Raw genomic sequence first — 19,978 nt, 5'->3', positions numbered from 1 at the left:
GTCGCCAGAAGTGGTGACCGGGTGTGAGAACCCGACAACACAAATTACGGCCAGTTTATGGCAGCCGTGCGCGGGCAGACTTCGGTCTGGCCGGGTTTCTCTTGTGTCTCGGTTTCTCACCCTGTGCACGGCTGCCACCCTCAATCCGTGAGAAGAGCGACGGTGGTGGTTTTCTGTGAACACACAAGAGACCTGACCATGAAAAAGCTCGTCCCGGATCCGCCAGTACCCTATTTTCTGATTAACGCCGAACTCAGCGTGGAAGATGCGCTCGCCCAGGTCGACAAGCTGCTCGACTGCTTGAACGGAACAATCAAAGCCAATCTTTTCGGTGAGCCTATTGGCATCCACAAGTACTTGCTGGAGGTCATAGAGGTGCTCAACCAGTTGATACTTGCGTTGGTTGCGCATGCCAGGGACAAGGAGGCGGTGTCATGAAAACCGATATCAAGCACCGCAAAACTCAAGGCCAGACACCTTGCCAGAACCTTTTCTGCGTACAGCGTGATGTGCCACTTGATCAGGCGTTCTCGGAGCTATCCGTACTCCTGGGCTGTATCCGCCATCTCGCTACAGAGGCGGAGATGGAGAATGATCGGCAAGCAGGGAGCGCTGTACGAATATTGAGTGAGCTCGCCAAGGCCCTGATCGATGATATGGAGCTGGGTGTCAGCAGAGCACTGGTTTCGCACTGAAACCCATCCGCTTCAAGGTCTCTGTGTTTATCTCTGGCTTGAGATCGCTGGCGCCCGCAGCGGCCCCAGCGCACTCGACACCGCGCTAACGACCCGACTGCTCGCGGATAATTCCCGGCTCCCTGGCTACGTAATTAGCCGCGACCTGGCTTCACCCCATGCCGCACCACCCGCCGCAGGCAATCGTCCGGCCCCACCACGCGGCCATCCCTGGCTTGCACCTGCAGTGTCTGCAAAGGTTGGCCGTGGGCACTGTCGAGCAGTTGCGAGCGGGTTTCGCCGGCTTCGAATAGAAATTGCTCGCCCCACTGGCGCAGGCCAATCACGATGGGAAACACCGCGCGGCCCTTGTCGGTCAGCACGTACTCCTTGTACGCGCTGCCATCCGAGGCGGGTTGCAGGGTCAGCAGGCCGGTTTCTACCAGCAGCTTGAGGCGCGAGGAGAGGATGTTCTTCGCCAGGCCGAGGCTCTTCTGCAGCTCACTGAAGCGGCGCAGGCCATCGAACGCATCACGCAGAATCATCAGCGCCCAGCGATCACCGAGCACCAGCAGCGCGCGTGCCACGGGGCATTGGTTGTTGATCGGGTCCAGCATGGCGACAACCTCGCTTGTTTATCTGGTTGCAGATTAAAACCACATTTGCTAGAAAGCCAGTAAGTGGTTTCAATATGAAACCAGTTGTCGAGTGCCTGCCATGACCGCGTTCAGCCCTGCGCCACTTACCCGCTCACTCACTCTGTTGCTTGCCGTGACCTGTGCACTGGCTGTGGCCTCGGTGTATTTCGCTCAACCGTTGCTCGAGTCGATGGCGACCAGCCTGGGGGTGGCAACGGGCAAGGTCGGGCTGGTCGTCGGCGCGACTCAGGCCGGCTATGCGGTTGGCCTGTTGCTGGTCGTGCCATTGGGCGATCTGTTCGAGCGCAAGCGCTTGATCGTCTGTCAACTGCTGCTCTCGGCCGCGGCGCTGCTGGCGGTCGGGCTGGCGCAGGACTGGGCCGTATTGCTGCTGGCGATGAGCCTGGTCGGGCTGCTGGCGGTTGTGGTGCAGGTGGTGGTGGCGCATGCCGCGACCTTGGCGACAGCGCAGGAGCAGGGGCGCGTGGTCGGCCAGGTCACCAGCGGCGTGGTGCTGGGCATCTTGCTGGCGCGACTGGTGGCTGGTGGGTTCGCCGACGTTGCCGGCTGGCGCAGCGTCTATTTTGTTGCTGCCGGGTTGGCGCTGTTGATGGCTTTGCTGCTCTGGCGCAAGTTGCCGAGCGCGCAGCCAGGCGCCCGCAGCGCCAGCTATTGGCAATTGCTGGCGTCGGTTGTCGGTCTGTATCGACACGATCGGCTGTTGCGCCAGCGTGGGCTGTTGGCCTTGCTGACCTTCGCCGCTTTCAGCGTGCTGTGGAGTGCAATGGTACTGCCGCTGAGCGCACCAGCGCTGGCGCTGAGCCATACCCAGATCGGCCTGTTTGGCCTAGCCGGAATCGCCGGTGCGATGGCAGCGTCACGTGCCGGGCGTCTGGCTGACCAGGGCCACGCGCAGCGAACCACAGGCGTGGCCTTGCTGCTGTTGCTGCTGTCGTGGGTAGCCACGGCCTTTCTTGAATACTCATTGCTGGCGCTGGTGCTGGGCGTAGTAATGCTCGATTTTGCCGTTCAGGCGGTGCACGTCACCAACCAGACATTGCTGCTGAAAGGGCGCAGTGAGATGGCCAGCCGCCTGATCGGGGCCTACATGTGCTGTTATTCGCTGGGCAGCGGGGTGGGGGCGGTAGCGGCGAGCTGGGTCTATGCGCGCTGGGGCTGGATGGCCGTGTGCGCAGTGGGCGCGGGGTTCAGCGCACTGGCCTTGATTTATTGGCTGTATCTGCGCTGGCAAACAGGCAATGGCCAGCGCTGACAGCAAAAAGCCGCTGCCTGATGGCAACGGCTTTGTCATGCAGCAACGATCAGAACTTGTAGCCAATACCGACCATGTACACCCATGGATCGACTTCAACGTCGACCTTGGTCTTGCTGTAGCCCAGTGCGGCAGGGCCGTCGACGGTGGCTTTGGTGTCGATGTCGACGTACCAGACCGAGGCGTTGACCAGCACGTTGTCGGTGATCATGTAGTCCATGCCGACCTGGCCGGCGATGCCGATCGAGTCCTGCATTTTCAAGTTGCTGAAGCCTTGCTGCTTGCGCGCGCTGCTCAGGTCTTCATCGAAGAACAGGGTGTAGTTGATGCCCACGCCTACGTACGGCTGGAACTTGGAGGCTGGGTCCATCGGGAAGTACTGCAGCGACAGGGTCGGTGGCAGTTGCTTGATGTCGGCCAGCTTGCCATCCAGGCCGCCGCCCAGGCCCTTGACGCCAACGGTGTGCTGGAACGGCGTGGCCGCCAGCAGCTCGACGCCGATGTGATCGCTGAGCATGTAAGCGAAGGTCAGGCCCAGCTGCGTGTCGCTGGTCAGGGTTGCCTTGGTGCCGGCTACCTTGTTGCCGTCGAAGCGCAAGTCGCCGCTGCTTTCGTTGGGCGCGGTGGTGATGGCGCCGGCGCGGACAATGAAATCACCCGGCTGGTGAGCGTGGGCAGCAGGCGCAACGAGGGCCAGGGCGACGAGCGAGGCGCCGAGCAAGGACTTGTTCATGGAAGCTCCGAAAGGACATTGGTAATCAATGGCCTAATGGTACGAAGGCGCTTAAACCAAATGTTTGACCCAGCTCAACGAAGCGCGGCATAGCCGTCCCGCGGGCTTATTTCAGCTCGTAGGCGTAGATTTTTTCGGCTTCCATCTGGTAACCGGTGTCGGCCAGCTCGCTGCTGCTGGCTTTGACCTGCATACGCCCTTCGATCCAGTACGGTTGGTACAGGTCTTCGACGCGTACGCCCATCTCGCTGAAAATATGCACGATCTGATTCGACGGCGGTGGCGGCACGTGAATGCAGGCGCCGTAATACGGCACCAGCAAAAACTCGGTGGTACGGCCTTCTTCACTGACTTCCAGCGGCACGATATAGCCCGGCAGCTTGACCTGCTGATTGTCCAGCGCCTGCACCACCGGAGCATTGGCCGATTGCTGTGGTACTGGCGGCGCGGACTCGGCCGCCAGCGCGTTGCCGATCTGCGACAGGTCGTGCAGCGGCGCCAGCTGCGGGGCTTGCACTGGCGCGCCTTCGGGGATCAATGCCGGCCAATCCAGCTCGCGCGGCTCAGCCGCCCACACCGGCGAGCTGAAGAGCAGCACCAGTAGCATGAGGCAGCGCGGGAACTGAGCGCTAAGGCGGGGCAGACGCATGGTAATCACTCACAAATGAATCGACAGACCATCAGCCAATGACTGCCGATAGGCACGCCAGGCCGGCACGCTGCCCATCAGCAACGCTGCGCCGAGGATGATAGCCAGCAGCGTCCATTCATGGCTACTCGGCCAGGCCAGTGGCAGGTACAAACCATAGTTGGCCTGCACGTAGCCCTGAGCCAGAGCGATGCCGGCATACAGCAGGCCAAGCCCGGCGACGATACCGGCTACCGCCAACGCCAGCGCCTCGAGGACCAGCAGGCCGGCAATATGCCAGGGCCGAGCACCCACCGAGCGCAGAATGGCCATCTCCCGGCGGCGCTCGTTGAGGCTGGTCAAAATCGCCGTGAGCATGCCGATCAAGCCGGTCAGCACGACAAACAACGACACCACGAACAGGGCTTGCTCGGCGGTCCCCATCAGGCTCCACAGCTCCTGCAGGGCCACGCCCGGGAGAATCGCCAGCAGCGGCTCGTTGGCGTACTGATTGATCTCCCGCTGCATGCTGAAGGTGGCGATCTTGTTGTTCAGGCCAAGCATGAAGGCGGTGATCGCAGTCGGTTGCAGGTCCATGCCGCGCGCTTGCTCGGCACTGATGCGGCCGGCGCCGCGAGCCGGTACGCCGTTGTGCCAGTCGACGTGAATGGCCTCCATGCCGGCCAGGCTGATGTGCAGGGTGCGGTCAACCGGGGTGCCGGTGCGTTTGAGCACGCCGACCACAGTGAACGGTTTGTCATCGTGTTTGACCAGGCTGATCGCCGCTACGCCATGGGCCAGCACCAGCTTGTCGCCGAGTTTGTAGTGCAGTGCCTCGGCGACTTCGGCGCCCAGCACCACGTCGAACGGGTTATCGGCAAACGGCCGGCCCTGGCTGAGTTCCAGGTGCTGGCGCCGGCCGTACTGGTAGTGGCTGAAGTAATCGGTACTGGTGCCCATCACCCGATAGCCGCGATGCGAGTCGCCCAGCGAAATCGGGATCGCCCACTTCACCCGCGGGTCGCTGGCGTAGTGTTGATAGCTGTCCCAGCGGATGTTGTTGGTGGCGTTGCCGATGCGAAACACCGAGTACAGCAGCAGGTTGACCGAGCCCGAGCGGGCGCCGACGATCAGGTCGGTGCCACTGATGGTGCTGGCAAAGCTGGCGCGGGCTTCGGTGCGGACCCGTTCCACGGCCAACAGCAGGCAGACCGACAGGGCAATCGCGAAGGCGGTAAGAAAGGCCGTGAAGCGCCGGTTGGCGAGGCTGGCCAGAGCAAGGCGGAGCAGGTACATCAGGCCTCCCGGGGCGCGGCGGCGCGATTGAGTTCGGCCAGTGACAGGTGTCGATCGAACAGCGGCGCCAGGCTCTGGTCGTGGCTGACGAACAACAGGCTGGAGCCGGCAGCGCGGCATTCGTCGAACAGCAGCCGGATAAAGGCTTCGCGGGTGTCGGCATCGAGCGCCGAGGTTGGCTCGTCGGCGATCACCAACTCCGGCTGGCCGATCAGCGCCCGGGCCGCGGCTACTCGTTGCTGCTGGCCGATCGACAGGCTATCGGCGCGCCGCGCGAGCATTGCCGGGTCAGTCAGGCCCAGGTGCGCGAGCAGTTGCGTGGCGGCCTGATCGACGCTGCCATGGCGCTGGCGGGCACGCTCGGCGCGGCTGGCAGAAAAACGACAAGGCAGTTCGACGTTTTCTCGCACCGACAGAAACGGCAGCAGGTTGAACTGCTGAAAAATGTAGCCGGTGTGATCGACGCGGAAGCGATCGCGCGCGCCCTGGCCCAGCTCGGCCAAGGTCTGACCGAGCAGGCGCACGCTGCCCTGCGCCGGCAGGTTCACACCGCCAAGCAGGCCGAGCAGGGTGGTCTTGCCGCTGCCGCTGGGGCCCTTGAGAAACAGCGCTTCGCCCGCTTCCAGGCGAAACTGCGGGATATCCAGCAGCGGCGCCTGGCCGGGCCAGGCGAACAGCAGATCACGCAGTTCGATCAACGCCTGGCTCATTCAGAACGCGACCGTCGCGGTGGTCGGCGTTGCTTCAAGGCCTTTTTGGCCATTAGGGCCAATCAACTGCACGTTGATCTTCTGCATCGCCGGGTAAGCCTTGAACAGCGGCGCGAGGTCGATGCTGGCGAGTTTGCTCGGGTTGCTGCAGGTGAACTGATAGTGCGCTTCGATATCGCTGTGGACGTGTTTCTCGGTTTTGCCGGCAGCCGCTGCTGGTGCGTCGAACAGCGGGCTTTGCAGCTCCTGCGCATCGATGCTGCAGCCAGCGTCCTTGGCCAGACCCAACAGCTGCAGCGGCTGCTCCAGTTGCTGGCGTACGCTGGCTACCTTGGCCTTGTCGACATCGCTGCTGGCGGCGTGTTCAAAACCCACCAGGTTCATCGCCGGGCTGTCCAGGCCAAGCTCGAGGGTGTTGCCTTCCAGTACTACGTCGAGTTTGGCCACGCCGTGTTCATGGGCGCCTAGCGCGGTGTGGTCGTGATCGTGATCATGCTCATCGTGGGCATGCGCCACGGCCAGGGGCAGCAGGGCGAAGGGCAGTGCAAGCAACAGACGGCGCATGGACAACTCCAGAGAGCAGGGCGAATGATTTGGTAATGTTATAACAGTTTTTCTGGCGAGTGCCAGCCGCTTGGCGAAGGTTTCATGTCGTGGGAGCATGGGCGCCAGGCAATTGTGAGCGAGGAAGCCAAGGTGAGAATACGAGGAACGATCGGCGAGTGGCCGGTGGACCTGACCATCGAGCTGGAGCCGGCGGAATGGGCGCAGCTTGGGCGTCAGGTGGAGTTGGCTGCGCCGGTGGACAAGGCAACGCCGGCACCGGCGGTGCGGCAGAACGATGACCAGTGGCAAGCTGCGCGCGAAGCCTTGCGCGTGGCCGGACAGATGACTGGGCCAGAATTACTTGAGCACCTGGAGCAGTTGACCGGCAGCACGGCGGCGGGCAAGCGGCTGCTGGTGCGCTTGCGTCACAGTGCTGAGGTGAGGGTGGAAAGCGCGGGGGATGCGCCTGTTTATCACTGGATAGGTTGAAACATAGTGGGCCAGCTACGCTGGCCTTTCGCGACACAAGGCCGCTCCTACAGGCGACCGAGTTGCTCATGGCTCACCGCCGGCCTGTAGGAGCGGCCTTGTGTCGCGAAAGGGCCGCGCAGCGGCCCCAGGATCTGTGCGGCCCCGCAGACCGTCGGGCCGATATGCGCCTCAATACATCAAGGCAAACAACTTGCGCCGATACGCGGTAACCAGCGGGTGCTCATTGCCGAGCAGCTCGAACACCTGCAACAGCGCCTTGTGCGGCAATCCGCTTTCATAACCCCGATTACGCTGGAAAAGCTTGAGCAACCCATCCAGCGCCGCTTCGTACTGCTGGCGCGCCAACTGCTGAATGCACAGCTGATAAGCGGCTTCGTCGTCCTCAGGGTTCTGCGCCAGACGGCTCTTCAACTCGGCGGCTTCCGGCAGGCTGGCGGCCTGGCGCAGGAAGGTCAGCTGCGCCTTGGCGCCGGCCAGCGCTGCCTTGTGCTCGTCGCTCTTGACCGCACCCAGCACGGCCTCAGCTTCACTCAGGTCGCCACGCTCGGCCAGGCAACGGCCGTACAGGATCAACGCCTCGGCATTGCTGTTGTCTTCGCCCAGCAACAGCTTGAGGGTCGCTTCGGCCTCGGCAAAGCGGCTTTCGGCAAACAGCGCCTTGGCTTCTTCCAGTGGCGAGGCAGTCGGCGCGGCAGGCATCTGCACGTGCGGCTCGAGCAGGGCGCGAATCGCCGATTCGGGCTGCGCACCGGCAAAGCCGTCGACCGGCTGACCGTCCTTGAACAGCACCACGGTTGGCAGGCTGCGGATACCGAACTGGGCAACCACCTGCTGCTCGACATCGCAGTTGATCTTGGCCAGCAACAGCTCGCCCTGATAACCCTCGGCTATCTTGGCCAGCAACGGCATCAGCGCCTTGCATGGCGCACACCACTCGGCCCAGAAATCCACCAGCACCGGTTTGTGGAAGGAGTTCTCGATGACCAACTGCTGAAAGTTGGCGTCGGTAGCATCGAAAATGTACGGCAGGGCGTTGGTATCGGGGGCTTGGCTCATCGCAACTCTCGCAAATCTCTGAATGACACCACTATAAAGGCTCGCGGCTGGCGTGGTACAGGCTGACCCGGCGGAATTCGTGCGGTTCGGCCAGGTCGGGCAGGGTCAAGCCTTCGAGCACGTCCAACTGACGGTACAGCGGGTGGCTGAAATTGCGCACCCGCGAGTCGGCCACCAGCACCTGGCGGCCACGGCTGAGAAAACCATCGAGCAACGGCAGGTTGGCCGGGTCGTACAACACATCAGCCACCAGAATCAGATCGAAGCGGTCGGCCTCGGCAAAAAAATCACTGCTGTAACCGAGCTCGACCTGGTTCAGCGCAGCATTGGCTTGGCACGCAGCCAAGGCCAGCGGATCAAGGTCGCAGGCAACCACCTCGACAGCACCCGCCCGCGCTGCGGCGATCCCGGCAATGCCCGAACCGGCGCCAAAGTCGAGCACGCGCATGCCCTCGACCCACTGTGGATTGGCCGCCAGGTAGCGGGCCATGGCCAGGCCGCTGGCCCAGCAGAAGCTCCAGTACGGCGGCTCTTCGAGGATGCGCTGGGTCTCTTCGCGGGTGAATGCGCGGTGCATGTTGTCGGCGCCGAGCAGCCACAGTTTCAGCGCGCACTCCGGCAGCGCAGTGGCAACCAGCTGCGCTTCGCCGATCAGACCGCTGAGCGCATGCTGCAACTGCACTGGCGCCATTTACGGGGCTTTCTCGAAGCGCAGCGGGCCGGTGGCCTGGCTCGTAGCCTGGACGATGCGCTGTGGCGGCAGGTGCATGATCAACTGACCCGAGCGGCTGGCGCGACCGCGCAACTCGACGCGGGCACCGGCCGGGAACGCTTCCGGGTTGAAGCGCAGTTGGTAGGGTAGGTCCTGACCGGTACCGGTCAGGGTGCTGCTGGCCAGCAGCCGCTGCGGGCGATCACGTTCGTCGATCACCAGCAATGCCAGCTCGACCTCGGCACCCGCTGGCACGTCTTGCAGGCTGCCGCTGATTTCCCGTTGATAAGCCGGCAGTGGGCCGAGCGCCGGGGCCTTTTTCACCGTTTTCGGCGCCGGCGTTGCGGGCACCGGTTCGTTTTTAGGTTTATCGCTGCTGCAGGCCGTCATCAGGCCAGCGAGGCAGAGCACGACGAGCGCTCGAAAGTGCATGGAGAAGTCCTTCAGGGGCAGATTTGAGTGGATGGTAACCCCTTTGGCTTGTCTTGCCAGTCGGATGCGCTACCATGGCCCTCCCTTTTTTTGTTGCCTGCCACCATGCACTGTCCCTTTTGCGGTGCCAACGACACCAAGGTCATCGACTCGCGCCTGGTCGCCGAGGGCGAACAAGTGCGTCGCCGGCGCGAATGCGTCGCCTGCGGCGAGCGCTTCACCACCTTCGAAACCGCCGAACTGGTACTGCCGCGGCTGATCAAGCAAGACGGCACCCGCCAGCCATTCGACGAAGACAAGCTGCGAGCCGGCATGCAGCGCGCGCTGGAAAAGCGCCCGGTCAGCGTCGAGCGCCTGGAAGCAGCGCTGGCGCAGATCAAGCACAAGCTGCGCGCCACCGGCGAGCGCGAGGTCAAGTCGCTGGTGGTCGGTGAGCTGGTCATGGAGGCGCTGCGTCAACTCGACGAAGTCGCCTACATTCGGTTTGCCTCGGTCTACCGGCGTTTCCAGGACCTTGACGAATTCCGCGAAGAAATCGACCGCCTGGCGCGCCAGCCGGGCAAAGAGTAAACATGCCCAGCCCGACCGCAATTCTCGACGCCCACTACATGGCCCTGGCCGTGCAACTGGCCCGCAAAGGCCAGTACAGCACCCATCCCAATCCGCGCGTTGGCTGCGTCATCGTGCGTGATGGCGAGGTGGTCGGCGAGGGCTGGCATGTGCGCGCCGGCGAGCCGCACGCCGAAGTGCATGCCCTGCGCCAGGCCGGCGAGCGCGCCCAGGGCGCCTGCGCCTATGTCACCCTTGAACCGTGCAGCCACCACGGGCGCACCCCGCCGTGTGCCGAAGCGCTGGTCAAGGCCGGGGTGGCCCGGGTGGTCGCCGCCATGCAGGACCCTAACCCGCAAGTCGCCGGGCGAGGTCTGCGGCGCCTGGCCGAGGCCGGTATCGAGGTTGTCAGTGGCGTGCTCGAGCAAGAAGCGCGTGCGCTCAATCCCGGCTTCCTGAAACGCATGGAGCACGGCCTGCCGTTCGTCCGCGCCAAGCTGGCGATGAGCCTGGACGGACGCACCGCCATGGCCAGTGGTGAAAGCCAGTGGATTACCGGCCCTGCCGCCCGCGCAGCGGTGCAACGCCTGCGTGCGCGCTCCAGCGTGGTGCTGACCAGCGCCAGCAGTGTGCTGGCCGACAATGCGCGGATGACCGTGCGCGGCGGCGAGCTGGGCCTGGACCCTGATAGCACCGCCCTGGCCTTGTCACGGCCACCGCTGCGGGTGCTGATCGACAGCCGCCTGCGCCTGCCGCTGACTGCGCCTTTGTTCCAGGCCGGGCCGGTACTGGTGGTCACCGGCGCCGCCGCTGACCCACGCTATGCCGAGGCCGGCCATGAGCTGCTGCAGTTGCCCGGCGCCGATGGCCGGGTGGATCTGCCAGCCCTGCTCAGCGCCCTGGCGGCGCGTGGGGTCAACGAGATTCTGCTGGAGGCGGGCGCCGGTTTGGTCGGCGCGTTTGCCCAGCTCGGTTTGATCGACGAATACCAATTGTTTGTTGCCGGCACCTTCCTTGGCTCCCAGGCCCGGCCATTGCTGGACTGGCCGCTGGCGAAGATGAGCGAAGCGCCGCGACTGAAAATCACCGAAATGCGCGCGGTGGGCGATGACTGGCGAGTCACAGCCATCCCCCAGCCGGCCGCCGGCGTATAATGCCCGGCTGGCCCAACGCCGCCCAGTTTCCGAGGAGAACCCAATGTTCACCGGCATCATCGAATCGATCGGCACCATCCGCAGCCTGACCCCCAAGGGCGGCGACGTGCGCGTCTACGTCCAGACCGGCAAGCTCGACCTGGGTGACGTCAAACTGGGCGACAGCATTGCCGTCAATGGCGTCTGCCTGACTGCGGTGGAACTGCCTGGCGACGGCTTCTGGGCTGACGTCAGCCGCGAAACCCTCGACTGCACCGCATTCAACGACCTGAAAAGCGGCAGCCCGGTCAACCTGGAAAAAGCCCTGACCCCGACCACCCGCCTGGGCGGCCACCTGGTCAGCGGCCACGTCGACGGCGTCGGCGAAATCATCTCGCGCAGCGATAACGCCCGCGCGATCCAGTTCCGCGTGCGCGCACCCAAGGAGCTGGCCAAGTACATTGCCCACAAGGGCTCGATCACCGTCGACGGCACCAGCCTGACGGTCAATGAGGTCGATGGCGCCGAATTCGAGCTGACCATCGTGCCGCATACCCTGTCCGAAACCATCATGGCCGACTACCGCAGCGGGCGTCGGGTGAACCTTGAGGTCGACCTGCTGGCCCGTTACCTGGAGCGTCTGCTGCTGGGTGACAAGGCTGCCGCACCGAGCAAGGGCAGTAGCATCACCGAAAGCTTCCTGGCCGCCAACGGCTACCTGAAATCCTGATCGAGAAGGGGGTGCCGCGTGGCGCTCAACAGTATTGAAGAGCTGGTCGAAGACATCCGCCAAGGCAAGATGGTCATCCTCATGGATGACGAAGACCGCGAGAACGAAGGCGACATCATCATGGCCGCCGAGTGCTGCCAGCCCGAGCACATCAACTTCATGGCCAAGCACGCCCGTGGCCTGATCTGCATGCCGATGAGCCGCGAGCGCTGCGAGACCCTCAAGCTGCCGCTGATGGCGCCACGCAATGGCTCGGGCTTCGGCACCAAGTTCACCGTCTCGATCGAAGCCGCCGAAGGCGTCACCACCGGGATCTCCGCAGCCGACCGTGCGCGCACCGTGCAGGCCGCGGCAGCCAAGGATGCCAAGGCAGACGATATCGTCAGCCCTGGCCACATCTTCCCGCTGATGGCCCAGCCTGGCGGCACCCTGGCCCGCGCTGGCCACACCGAAGCGGCCTGTGACCTGGCGCGCATGGCCGGGTTCGAGCCGAGCGGGGTGATCTGCGAAGTGATGAACGACGACGGCACCATGTCGCGTCGCGCCGAGCTGGAAGTGTTCGCCGCCGAGCACGGCCTGAAGATCGGCACCATCGCCGACCTGATCCACTACCGCATGATCCACGAACGTACCGTTCAGCGGGTCACCGAGCAGCCACTGGACAGCGAACTGGGCCAGTTCAACCTCGTCACCTACCGTGATTCGGTCGAAGGCGATGTGCACATGGCACTGACCCTGGGCAAGATCTGCGCCGAAGAACCGACCCTGGTGCGGGTGCACAACATGGACCCGCTGCGCGACCTCTTGATGGTCAAGCAGCCCGGCCGCTGGAGCCTGCGCGCCGCCATGAGCGCCGTGGCAGAGGCCGGCAGCGGCGTAGTGCTGCTGCTCGGTCACCCGCTCGATGGCGACGTGGTGCTGGCGCATATCCGCGAAAGCGCCGGCGAAACCCAGGTCAAGACGCCGAGCACCTACAGCACGGTTGGCGCCGGTTCGCAGATCCTGCGTGACCTCGGTGTGCGCAAGATGCGCCTGATGAGCTCGCCGATGAAGTTCAATGCGATATCCGGATTCGATCTGGAAGTTGTAGAATACGTGCCCTCTGAGTGACACAGGCGCGCCAATCGCCCTGGCGCTCGTGTCCAAACCCTCCTGCAGGCCGCCTAGGGCGGCCTCGCTCTTTAAAATGAGAACACCGCAATGACCCTGAAGACCATCGAAGGTACCTTCATCGCCCCCAAAGGTCGCTATGCTTTGGTGGTTGGCCGCTTCAACAGCTTCGTCGTCGAAAGCCTGGTGAGCGGTGCCGTTGATGCGCTGGTACGCCATGGCGTCAGCGAAAGCGACATCACCATCATCCGTGCTCCTGGCGCCTTCGAAATCCCGCTGGTTGCACAGAAAGTCGCCCAGCAGGGCGCTTACGACGCGATCATCGCCCTGGGCGCCGTGATCCGTGGTGGTACTCCGCACTTCGAATACGTTGCGGGCGAATGCACCAAGGGCCTGGCCCAGGTGTCGATGGAGTTCGGTGTGCCAGTCGCGTTCGGCGTACTGACCGTCGACTCGATCGAGCAGGCCATCGAACGTTCCGGCACCAAAGCCGGCAACAAAGGCGCTGAAGCTGCCCTGTCCGCACTGGAAATGGTCAGCCTGCTGGCGCAGTTGGAGGCCAAGTGATTAGCGACGAAAGCGATCGTTTCAACCCGCGCGATCCAAAACCTGCGGATGCTGGCAAACCATCGAAAAGCGCCAAGCGTCGCGAAGCACGCAAGCTCGCGACCCAGGCGCTGTATCAGTGGCACATGGCCAAGCAATCGCTGAATGAAATCGAGGCGCAGTTCCGCGTCGACAACGATTTCTCCGACATCGACGGCGCTTATTTCCGCGAGATCCTGCACGGGGTTCCGGCGAAGAAAGACGATATCGATGCCGCGCTCAAGCCTTGCCTGGACACCCCGCTGGAAGAGCTCGACCCGGTTGAACTGGCGGTTCTGCGCCTGTCCACCTGGGAGTTCCTGATGCGCGTTGACGTACCTTACCGGGTCGTGATCAACGAAGGCGTCGAACTGGCCAAGATTTTCGGCGCCACCGACGGCCACAAGTTCGTCAACGGTGTACTCGACAAGCTGGCGCCGCAGGTCCGTGAAGCGGAAGTCAAGGCGTTCAAGCGCTGATTGCGGCGCTGACCAGCCATGGGTGAGTTCGAGCTGATCCGTCATTACTTCGCCGCCGCGCCCTGTGCGCAGGGCGGCGAAGGTGTTGCGTTGGGGATCGGCGACGACTGTGCCCTGCTTGACCTGCCGGCTGCCGCGCAGTTGGCAGTGTCTACCGATACCTTGGTTGCCGGCGTGCATTTTCCGCACGCCTGCGACCCCTCGCTACTGGGCCAGCGCTCGCTGGCCGTAGCGGCCAGTGACCTGGCAGCCATGGGTGCCACGCCCGTCGGCTTTACCCTGGCGCTGACCTTGCCCGAGGTCAGCGAACAGTGGCTCAAGGCGTATGCCGAAGGCCTCGATCGCATGGCGCGACATTGCCGCCTGAGCCTGATTGGCGGCGACACCACCCGCGGCCCACTGAGTATCACCATGACTGTGTTTGGCCGGGTTCCGGCCGGGCAGGCCCTGCTGCGCTCGGGCGCGCAGGTGGGTGACTTGCTCTGTGTGGGCGGCGAGCTGGGCAATGCCGCCGGCGCCTTGCCGTTGGTGCTGGGCGAGCGCGAAGCGGCGGTCGAGATCAGTGCGCCGCTGCTGGCACAGTACTGGTCACCTTCGCCGCAGTTTGCCTTGGGCCAGGCCCTGCGCGGCAAGGCCACCGCGGCGCTGGATATCTCCGATGGCTTGTTGGCCGACTGCGGCCATATCGCCAAGGCATCCCGGCTGGCGCTCGAGGTGAACCTGGCCCAGGTGCCAGTGTCACCTGCTCTAGTGGCTTTTTCAGGGCCAGCGGCAGCCCGCCAGGCGGCGCTGACCGGTGGCGACGATTATGTCCTGGTGTTCACCTTGCCCGCGCAGCAACTGCCCGCGCTGCGCGACGCTGGCCTGGCGGTGCATGTCATCGGCCGGGCAGTGGCTGGCGGAGGCGTGATTTTGCGCGACGAACACGGCCAGGACATCACCCCGCGACAACGCGGCTATCAACATTTTAGGGAGACACCGTGACCGACCACCCCAATCAGGTGCCTGCGGAGTTCGTTCCGCCTTCGGTCTGGCGCAACCCGTGGCACTTCATCGCCTTTGGCTTCGGTTCCGGCACTTTGCCCAAGGCCCCCGGCACCTGGGGCTCGCTGGTGGCGCTGCCGTTCATTCCGCTGTGGCAGATGTTGCCCGACTGGGGCTACTGGCTGCTGCTGGGTATGACCATGCTGTTCGGCTTCTGGCTGTGCGGCAAGGTCGCCACCGACTTGCGCGTTCACGACCATGAAGGCATTGTCTGGGACGAAATGGTCGGCATGTGGATCACCCTGTGGCTGGTGCCGGAGGGTTGGCAGTGGTTGCTGGCCGGGTTCCTCATGTTCCGCTTCTTCGACATCCTCAAGCCGTGGCCGATTCGCTGGATCGACAAACATGTGCATGGTGGATTCGGCATCATGCTCGACGATATCCTCGCCGGTGTGTTCGCCTGGCTGGGCATGCAGGTTCTAGTTTGGGCGGTAGCCTGATACGGGAGTGGCAGATGGGGTTAAGGACGACGGTGCTGCTGTTGCTGATGCTGCTTGGCGGCGCTGTTGCCAACGCCAGCGACAAGCCTCAGTTGGGCCAGATCCATCTGGTCAGTGAAGACTGGCTCGACTACACCAACGCCGACGGCACTGGCCTGGCGTGGGATGTGTTGCGCCAGGTGTTCGAGCCCGCCGGGGTCAAGGTGTCCATCCAGAGCGCGCCTTACAGCCGTGCCATTGGCCTGGTCAAACGTGGCGAGGCGGATGCCTGGGTTGGCTCCTACAAGCAGGAGAGCGACGACAACCTCTACCCGCGCTGGCACTTCGATGTCGATCATATCTATGCGCTGGGCCTGACCAGCAAGCCCGTGCCGACCCCCGCCAATATCGGCGACTATCGCCTGGCCTGGGTGCGCGGCTACGACTACGGCAGTTACTTGCCGAATGTTCATGAGTTCAGGGAAATCCAGCGCCGCGAAGGGATTCTGCCGATGCTCGAGCATAACCGGGTCGACTTCTATGTCGATTCACTCACAGAAGTCGAGTACGTCCAGGCCCAGGCGCCCAAGCCGGACAGCTTTCGCCGCACTCATGTAGCAGAATTGCCGCTCTATCTTGCCTTTGCTCACAATGAGCAAGGCAAGGCGCTGAGTGAGCTGTTTGACCAACGCATGCAGCAACTGGTGCGCAGCGGCGAGCTGGAAGCGGTCTTCAAGAAGTGGAAGCAGCCCTATCCGTTCACTGCCGACAGCCAGCCTCGCTGAGCACATCCTCGCTAAGCATCGAACCTTTCGATCTTAACCGACGGTATTCACCGTGCGCACGCTTGTCAGCCTGCTGATACAATCGGCCCACGTGAAATTCCAAGTTACTAATCAGGAGCACAACGTGCCCGTCGTCTTTGTTGCCGCCTCGAAACTTCCGACTCCTTTTGCGACCTTCACCATGCATGGCTTTCTTGATGAAGCCACGGGCCGCGAGCACGTCGTGCTCAGCCTGGGTGATATCGCTGATGGTGAGCCGGTGCTCGGGCGTCTGCACTCCGAGTGCCTGACTGGGGATGCGCTGTTCAGCCAGCGTTGCGACTGCGGTTCGCAGCTTGAAGCTGCGCTGCAGGCGATTGCCCGCGAAGGCCGCGGCGTGCTGTTGTACCTGCGTCAGGAAGGCCGCGGTATCGGCCTGTTGAACAAGATTCGCGCCTACGAGCTGCAGGATGGCGGCGCCGACACGGTTGAGGCCAACGAGCGCCTGGGCTTTGCCGCCGACCAGCGCGACTATGGCATCTGCCTGCCGATGCTCGAGCACCTGGGCGTCAAGTCGCTGCGCCTGATGACCAACAACCCGCGCAAGGTCAAGGCGCTGACTGCCATGGCCATCAACGTTGCCGAACGCGTGCCGCTGCACACCGGTCACAACCCGCACAACAGCCACTACCTGGCGACCAAGGCCGGCAAGCTCGGCCACATGATGGGCACCGAGCACCAGGGTGAGGTGCCGCAGGCGTGACCCGCAGCGAGGTCAAGCGACGGCTGGCCCTGACCTGGTGGCAGTACCTGGCGCTGGGCTTGCTGCCGCTGCCGATCATGGCCTGGGCGTTTGGCGGCGGTGACGGCCTGATTCCGGTGCTGGCGATGCCGCTGTTCATTGCCGGTGCCGCGACCATGTTTCTTAGCCTCGCTCGGTTTGCCGCGTACAAGCGCGCGTTGATCCACACCAGCAAGGTGCTCGGCAGCGTCGAAGAGCCCGCGGCCTGGATCGAGCTGGCGCGGGTACGCCGCCTGGCCATGCTGTACGCCTGCATCCCCGCCTGGGTCGCCGCACTGTCGGTGCTGGTCGGGCTGGAGGCAGTGCCCCAGGTGCTGCTGGCGTTGTCCACCGTGGTGATCCTGTACCTCTATCGCATCCCGCGTCAGCTGGGTTGATGCGGCTGCTCTGCTGCCTGCTGCTGATGCTCGGCAGCACCGTTGCCGCCGAGCCACTGCGGGTGGTCAGCCTGGCGCCGTCGATGAGCGAAATCATGCTCGAACTGCACGCCGATGACCTGCTGGTGGGCGTGCTCGACGGCGGCGAGCGGCCAGCGGCGCTGCGTCAGCTGCCGTCGGTGGGTCGCCAGGGCCAACTGGACATGGAGCGCCTGCTCAGCCTGCGGCCTGACTTGCTGTTGTTGTGGCCCGGCGCCGTGGCCCCCGCCCAGCGCGAGCAACTGCGCCGGCTGGGCATCGCCAGCTACGATGGCGAAGTGGCCACGCTCGAACAATTGCTCAGCCACATCGAAGCCATCGCCAGCCGTATCGGCCGGGCCGAACAGGGCCAGCGCTACGCGGCGGGCTTGCGCCAGCGCCTGCAAGAGCTGCGGCAACGCTACCATCGCGAGCAGCCGCTGACCGTGTTCTATCAGGTCTGGGACAAGCCGCTGTATACCTTGGGCGGCAAGCAGATCGTCAGCGATGCGCTGAGTGTATGTGGCGCGCGCAACGTGTTCGCCGACCTGCCGCAGCCGGCGCCGTTGGTTAGTGTGGAGTCGGTGCTGGCGCGCAACCCTGATGTGATTGTCGCGGGCGACCAAGCCCAACTGGCGAGCTGGCGGGCCTGGCCGCAGCTCAAGGCCACGGCTGGCGGTCACCTGCTGGTGCTGCCGGACAACGGTTTGGAGCGCCCAAGCGGGCAGATGATCGAAGCTACCGCCAAGCTGTGCGCCTTGCTCGACGCTACAATGCCGGCGTCCAGGTCACGCTGAACAGCCAGCGGCGGCCTTCTTCGCGGTAGGCGTAGGCGCTGTTGTCGTAGCTGTAGAGCGCGCGGCTGTAGCCTTTGTCGAGCAGGTTATCCAGCTTCAGCTCCAGCTTTAATTCATCACTCGCGGCCCAGCTACTGCGCAGGCCGAGCAAGCCATAGCCGGCCAATCTGTTGCGGTTGGCTTCGTCATCAAAGCTGCTGCTGACGGCTTGCCAGCTGGCGCCCACGCCGAAGCGCTCGTACTGGCGGTCCAGATCCAGGCTCAGCGTGCGGCGCGTGCGGCGGGCGAGGGTGTGGCCGCTGTCGCGGTCACGCGGGTCGATCATGGCCAGGCCGAGTTGGCTGTGCCAGGCACCCCACGTCTGTTTGAGGGCGAGTTCGGCACCGTTGATCCGAGCGCTGGCAACGTTGCGCGGGATCGAGCCCTGGCCAAAGATGATCGCATCGCTCAATTCGGTGCGGTACAGCGACGCCTCCAGCTGGCTGTCGCTGCCGAGCTGGTTGCGCCACTGCAGCTCGACGGTCTTGGAATGCTCAGGCTTGAGGTCGGGATTGCTGTACGACGGGTAATACAGGTCATTGAAGGTCGGCGCACGGAAGCCTTCGCTGTATGACAGCAGCACATCGTTGGCCTGATTGACCGGTAACGTCAGGCTGGCGCTCCAGGTTGTTTGGCCACCAAACTGCTGGTTCTGATCACGGCGCACGCCAAGCTCGCTGGAGAAGTGCTCACCCTGATAGCGATGCTGCACAAATGCGGCACGGTTCCAGCGGCTGTCCTGATCCAGCTCGGTGTTGGCGTGCACGCGGTCCTGATACCAGTCACCACCCAGCAGCAGCGCGTGCTGCTCGCTCAGGGTCAGGTCGTTCTGCCAGGTCAGTTGGTCGCGGTAGGTGTTGAACACAAAGCGCTCGTCACTGAACTTGTCGCGTTTGTCGTCGCGGTTCTCGCTGTGCGCCAGCTCAAGGCGCGAATGCCAAAAATCGCTCAGTTGTGCATCGAAATAGCTGCCCAGGCTGCTGACGTTGAAGTCGGTGTAGGGCTGCTGGCCGAAGGTCTGGCCGCTGGCGAAGTCATAACGGCCGAACGGGTTGTCGTATTCACTGCGGCCTTGGCTGTCGAGCAGGTTCAGGCCCGCCTCGAAGCGCTCGTTGAACGTGTGGCTGAGGCTCAGGTTGAGCGAACGGTTACGGTAGGCATCATGGTCGCCATCTCTGGCCAGCGACGGCCCGGTCGAGTCGATGCCGGCGGTTTCGTCGAGGCTGGCACCGAGGTTGAAGCGGGTCGCGTCGCTGCCGCCAGACAAGCCCAGGCTGCGCTGCCAGGTCTGGTTGCTGCCGCCCGCAACGCGCAGGCGTGGCTGCAGGCCGGGGCCGCCGCTGCGCCGGGTGAAGATCTGAATGACTCCGCCGATGGCATCGCTGCCGTACACCGCCGAACGCGAGCCGCGCAGCACTTCGATGCGCTCGATCTGATCGATGTCGAGAAACTGTAGGCCGCTGTCGCCGGAGGTGGCATTGGCGATACGCACGCCATCGACCAGTACCAGGCTCTGGGCGGCCTTGGTGCCGCGGATGAATATCCCGGGCAGGCTGCCGCGTCCGCCGGTGGGAGCAACCTGCACCCCGGGCACGCGGGTCAGCAGGTCAGTCACGCTGGAGGGTTGCAGGCGGTCGATGTCGCTGCGAGTGAACACGGTATTGGCGGCAGCGGTGCTGGTGCGCGATTCGACCTGGCGGCTGGCGCTGATCAGTACGTCTGGCAGCTTCAGGGCGTCATCGCGGCTGGGTTCGGCGGCGAGCAGGGTGCTGGGGAGGGAGAGGAGGGTGGCCAGGGTTGCGAGTTTCATGACGGTTCCGTGCGGCGCTTTGGGGCCGCTCCGCGGCCCTTCGCGGCGGTCCGGCGTCCCGGTGAACCCGCTCCCACAAGATTTAGCAGCGTCGCCGAACCCTGTGGAAGCGGGCTTGCCGGACCGCCGCGA

26 protein-coding genes are annotated in these 19,978 nt (G+C 64.0%); 16 read left to right on the top strand and 10 right to left on the bottom strand.

What is annotated here, in order from left to right:
* Positions 1-198 precede the first annotated feature (198 nt).
* Both IDM28_RS20100 and IDM28_RS20095 read left to right on the top strand, forming a co-directional pair.
* Complete coding sequence (locus IDM28_RS20100; protein WP_150571007.1) at positions 199-438, top strand: hypothetical protein; 240 nt, start codon at positions 199-201, stop codon at positions 436-438.
* Positions 435-695 (top strand): DUF3077 domain-containing protein, encoded by a 261-nt coding sequence (locus tag IDM28_RS20095; RefSeq protein WP_150571006.1) that lies wholly within the window; start codon positions 435-437, stop codon positions 693-695. Before IDM28_RS20100 ends, IDM28_RS20095 begins: the two co-directional genes overlap by 4 nt.
* 134 nt (positions 696-829) lie before the next feature.
* Here the strand turns inward: IDM28_RS20095 and IDM28_RS20090 are convergent, their stop codons facing one another.
* Positions 830-1,291 carry a winged helix-turn-helix transcriptional regulator gene (locus IDM28_RS20090; protein ID WP_188036756.1) on the bottom strand — a complete coding sequence of 154 codons (462 nt, stop codon included), beginning with the start codon at positions 1,289-1,291 and terminating at the stop codon, positions 830-832.
* A gap of 100 nt (positions 1,292-1,391) precedes the next feature.
* On the opposite strand from IDM28_RS20090, the gene IDM28_RS20085 reads away from it, so the two are divergent.
* A complete protein-coding gene (locus IDM28_RS20085) occupies positions 1,392-2,585 on the top strand; it encodes an MFS transporter (protein ID WP_188036755.1) in 1,194 nt (397 codons plus the stop codon).
* A 49-nt stretch (positions 2,586-2,634) separates the two neighbouring features.
* On the opposite strand, the gene IDM28_RS20080 is transcribed toward IDM28_RS20085, so the two are convergent.
* The 5 genes from IDM28_RS20080 to IDM28_RS20060 form a co-directional block, all read right to left on the bottom strand.
* Positions 2,635-3,318: an OmpW family outer membrane protein gene (locus tag IDM28_RS20080; protein ID WP_101322316.1), complete on the bottom strand. Its 684-nt coding sequence runs from the start codon at positions 3,316-3,318 to the stop codon at positions 2,635-2,637.
* A gap of 106 nt (positions 3,319-3,424) precedes the next feature.
* Complete coding sequence (locus tag IDM28_RS20075) at positions 3,425-3,967, bottom strand: DUF3299 domain-containing protein (RefSeq protein ID WP_188036754.1); 543 nt, start codon at positions 3,965-3,967, stop codon at positions 3,425-3,427.
* A gap of 9 nt (positions 3,968-3,976) precedes the next feature.
* Positions 3,977-5,242: an ABC transporter permease gene (locus IDM28_RS20070; RefSeq protein ID WP_188036753.1), complete on the bottom strand. Its 1,266-nt coding sequence runs from the start codon at positions 5,240-5,242 to the stop codon at positions 3,977-3,979.
* Positions 5,242-5,952 carry an ATP-binding cassette domain-containing protein gene (locus tag IDM28_RS20065; RefSeq protein WP_101322314.1) on the bottom strand — a complete coding sequence of 237 codons (711 nt, stop codon included), beginning with the start codon at positions 5,950-5,952 and terminating at the stop codon, positions 5,242-5,244. The genes IDM28_RS20070 and IDM28_RS20065 overlap by 1 nt, the downstream gene beginning before the upstream one ends.
* The gene (locus IDM28_RS20060; protein ID WP_188036752.1) at positions 5,953-6,516 is read right to left on the bottom strand and encodes a DUF2796 domain-containing protein; all 564 of its coding nucleotides are present in this window, start codon (positions 6,514-6,516) and stop codon (positions 5,953-5,955) included.
* 132 nt (positions 6,517-6,648) lie between these two features.
* Here IDM28_RS20060 and IDM28_RS20055 point away from each other — a divergent pair, with 132 nt between their 5' ends.
* Complete coding sequence (locus IDM28_RS20055) at positions 6,649-6,987, top strand: hypothetical protein (RefSeq protein ID WP_188036751.1); 339 nt, start codon at positions 6,649-6,651, stop codon at positions 6,985-6,987.
* Between the two features lie 171 nt (positions 6,988-7,158).
* Here IDM28_RS20055 and trxA read toward each other — a convergent pair whose 3' ends face one another.
* From trxA to IDM28_RS20040, 3 genes are read right to left on the bottom strand one after another with little or no spacing between them, the layout of a single operon-like run.
* Positions 7,159-8,046, bottom strand: coding sequence for a thioredoxin (gene trxA, locus IDM28_RS20050; RefSeq protein ID WP_101322312.1), 888 nt, complete (start codon positions 8,044-8,046; stop codon positions 7,159-7,161).
* Positions 8,047-8,077: 31 nt separating this feature from the next.
* The gene (locus tag IDM28_RS20045) at positions 8,078-8,737 is read right to left on the bottom strand and encodes a class I SAM-dependent methyltransferase (RefSeq protein ID WP_188036750.1); all 660 of its coding nucleotides are present in this window, start codon (positions 8,735-8,737) and stop codon (positions 8,078-8,080) included.
* The gene (locus IDM28_RS20040) at positions 8,738-9,190 is read right to left on the bottom strand and encodes a YbaY family lipoprotein (protein WP_103435141.1); all 453 of its coding nucleotides are present in this window, start codon (positions 9,188-9,190) and stop codon (positions 8,738-8,740) included. It abuts the gene before it with no gap.
* Positions 9,191-9,295: 105 nt separating this feature from the next.
* Between IDM28_RS20040 and nrdR the strand changes: the two genes are divergently transcribed.
* The 12 genes from nrdR (at position 9,296) to IDM28_RS19980 (ending at position 17,997) form a co-directional block, all read left to right on the top strand.
* Positions 9,296-9,760, top strand: coding sequence for a transcriptional regulator NrdR (gene nrdR / locus IDM28_RS20035; protein WP_101323120.1), 465 nt, complete (start codon positions 9,296-9,298; stop codon positions 9,758-9,760).
* Between the two features lie 2 nt (positions 9,761-9,762).
* Positions 9,763-10,893, top strand: a complete 1,131-nt coding sequence (gene ribD / locus IDM28_RS20030) for a bifunctional diaminohydroxyphosphoribosylaminopyrimidine deaminase/5-amino-6-(5-phosphoribosylamino)uracil reductase RibD (protein ID WP_188036749.1) — start codon at positions 9,763-9,765, stop codon at positions 10,891-10,893.
* Between the two features lie 43 nt (positions 10,894-10,936).
* Positions 10,937-11,602, top strand: a complete 666-nt coding sequence (locus IDM28_RS20025; RefSeq protein WP_101322308.1) for a riboflavin synthase — start codon at positions 10,937-10,939, stop codon at positions 11,600-11,602.
* An 18-nt stretch (positions 11,603-11,620) separates the two neighbouring features.
* The gene (gene ribBA / locus IDM28_RS20020; RefSeq protein ID WP_101322307.1) at positions 11,621-12,712 is read left to right on the top strand and encodes a bifunctional 3,4-dihydroxy-2-butanone-4-phosphate synthase/GTP cyclohydrolase II; all 1,092 of its coding nucleotides are present in this window, start codon (positions 11,621-11,623) and stop codon (positions 12,710-12,712) included.
* A gap of 90 nt (positions 12,713-12,802) precedes the next feature.
* Positions 12,803-13,279, top strand: coding sequence for a 6,7-dimethyl-8-ribityllumazine synthase (ribE, locus tag IDM28_RS20015; RefSeq protein ID WP_003255395.1), 477 nt, complete (start codon positions 12,803-12,805; stop codon positions 13,277-13,279).
* Positions 13,276-13,776: a transcription antitermination factor NusB gene (gene nusB / locus IDM28_RS20010; RefSeq protein WP_101322306.1), complete on the top strand. Its 501-nt coding sequence runs from the start codon at positions 13,276-13,278 to the stop codon at positions 13,774-13,776. Before ribE ends, nusB begins: the two co-directional genes overlap by 4 nt.
* Positions 13,777-13,794: 18 nt before the next feature.
* Positions 13,795-14,760, top strand: a complete 966-nt coding sequence (gene thiL, locus IDM28_RS20005) for a thiamine-phosphate kinase (RefSeq protein WP_188036748.1) — start codon at positions 13,795-13,797, stop codon at positions 14,758-14,760.
* Entirely contained in the window at positions 14,757-15,260 is a 504-nt protein-coding gene (locus tag IDM28_RS20000; RefSeq protein ID WP_101322304.1) for a phosphatidylglycerophosphatase A, read from the top strand. The genes thiL and IDM28_RS20000 overlap by 4 nt, the downstream gene beginning before the upstream one ends.
* A gap of 14 nt (positions 15,261-15,274) precedes the next feature.
* Positions 15,275-16,024, top strand: coding sequence for a substrate-binding periplasmic protein (locus tag IDM28_RS19995; RefSeq protein WP_188036747.1), 750 nt, complete (start codon positions 15,275-15,277; stop codon positions 16,022-16,024).
* Positions 16,025-16,148: 124 nt separating this feature from the next.
* A complete protein-coding gene (ribA, locus tag IDM28_RS19990) occupies positions 16,149-16,766 on the top strand; it encodes a GTP cyclohydrolase II (protein ID WP_101322302.1) in 618 nt (205 codons plus the stop codon).
* Positions 16,763-17,182: an MFS transporter gene (locus IDM28_RS19985; RefSeq protein ID WP_101322301.1), complete on the top strand. Its 420-nt coding sequence runs from the start codon at positions 16,763-16,765 to the stop codon at positions 17,180-17,182. The genes ribA and IDM28_RS19985 overlap by 4 nt, the downstream gene beginning before the upstream one ends.
* Entirely contained in the window at positions 17,182-17,997 is an 816-nt protein-coding gene (locus IDM28_RS19980) for a cobalamin-binding protein (protein ID WP_188036746.1), read from the top strand. Before IDM28_RS19985 ends, IDM28_RS19980 begins: the two co-directional genes overlap by 1 nt.
* Here the strand turns inward: IDM28_RS19980 and IDM28_RS19975 are convergent.
* Complete coding sequence (locus IDM28_RS19975; protein ID WP_188036745.1) at positions 17,969-19,846, bottom strand: TonB-dependent receptor domain-containing protein; 1,878 nt, start codon at positions 19,844-19,846, stop codon at positions 17,969-17,971. The two genes, IDM28_RS19980 and IDM28_RS19975, sit on opposite strands and share 29 nt — an antisense overlap.
* Positions 19,847-19,978: the final 132 nt, after the last annotated feature.

The sequence above is a fragment of the Pseudomonas sp. EZ-C24 genome, from assembly GCF_014525325.1.
In the GTDB taxonomy this organism is placed as follows: Bacteria; Pseudomonadota; Gammaproteobacteria; order Pseudomonadales; family Pseudomonadaceae; genus Aquipseudomonas; species Aquipseudomonas shirazensis.
The sequence above is the reverse complement of the archived record's forward strand: the minus strand, read 5'-3'. Positions and strand labels throughout refer to the sequence as shown.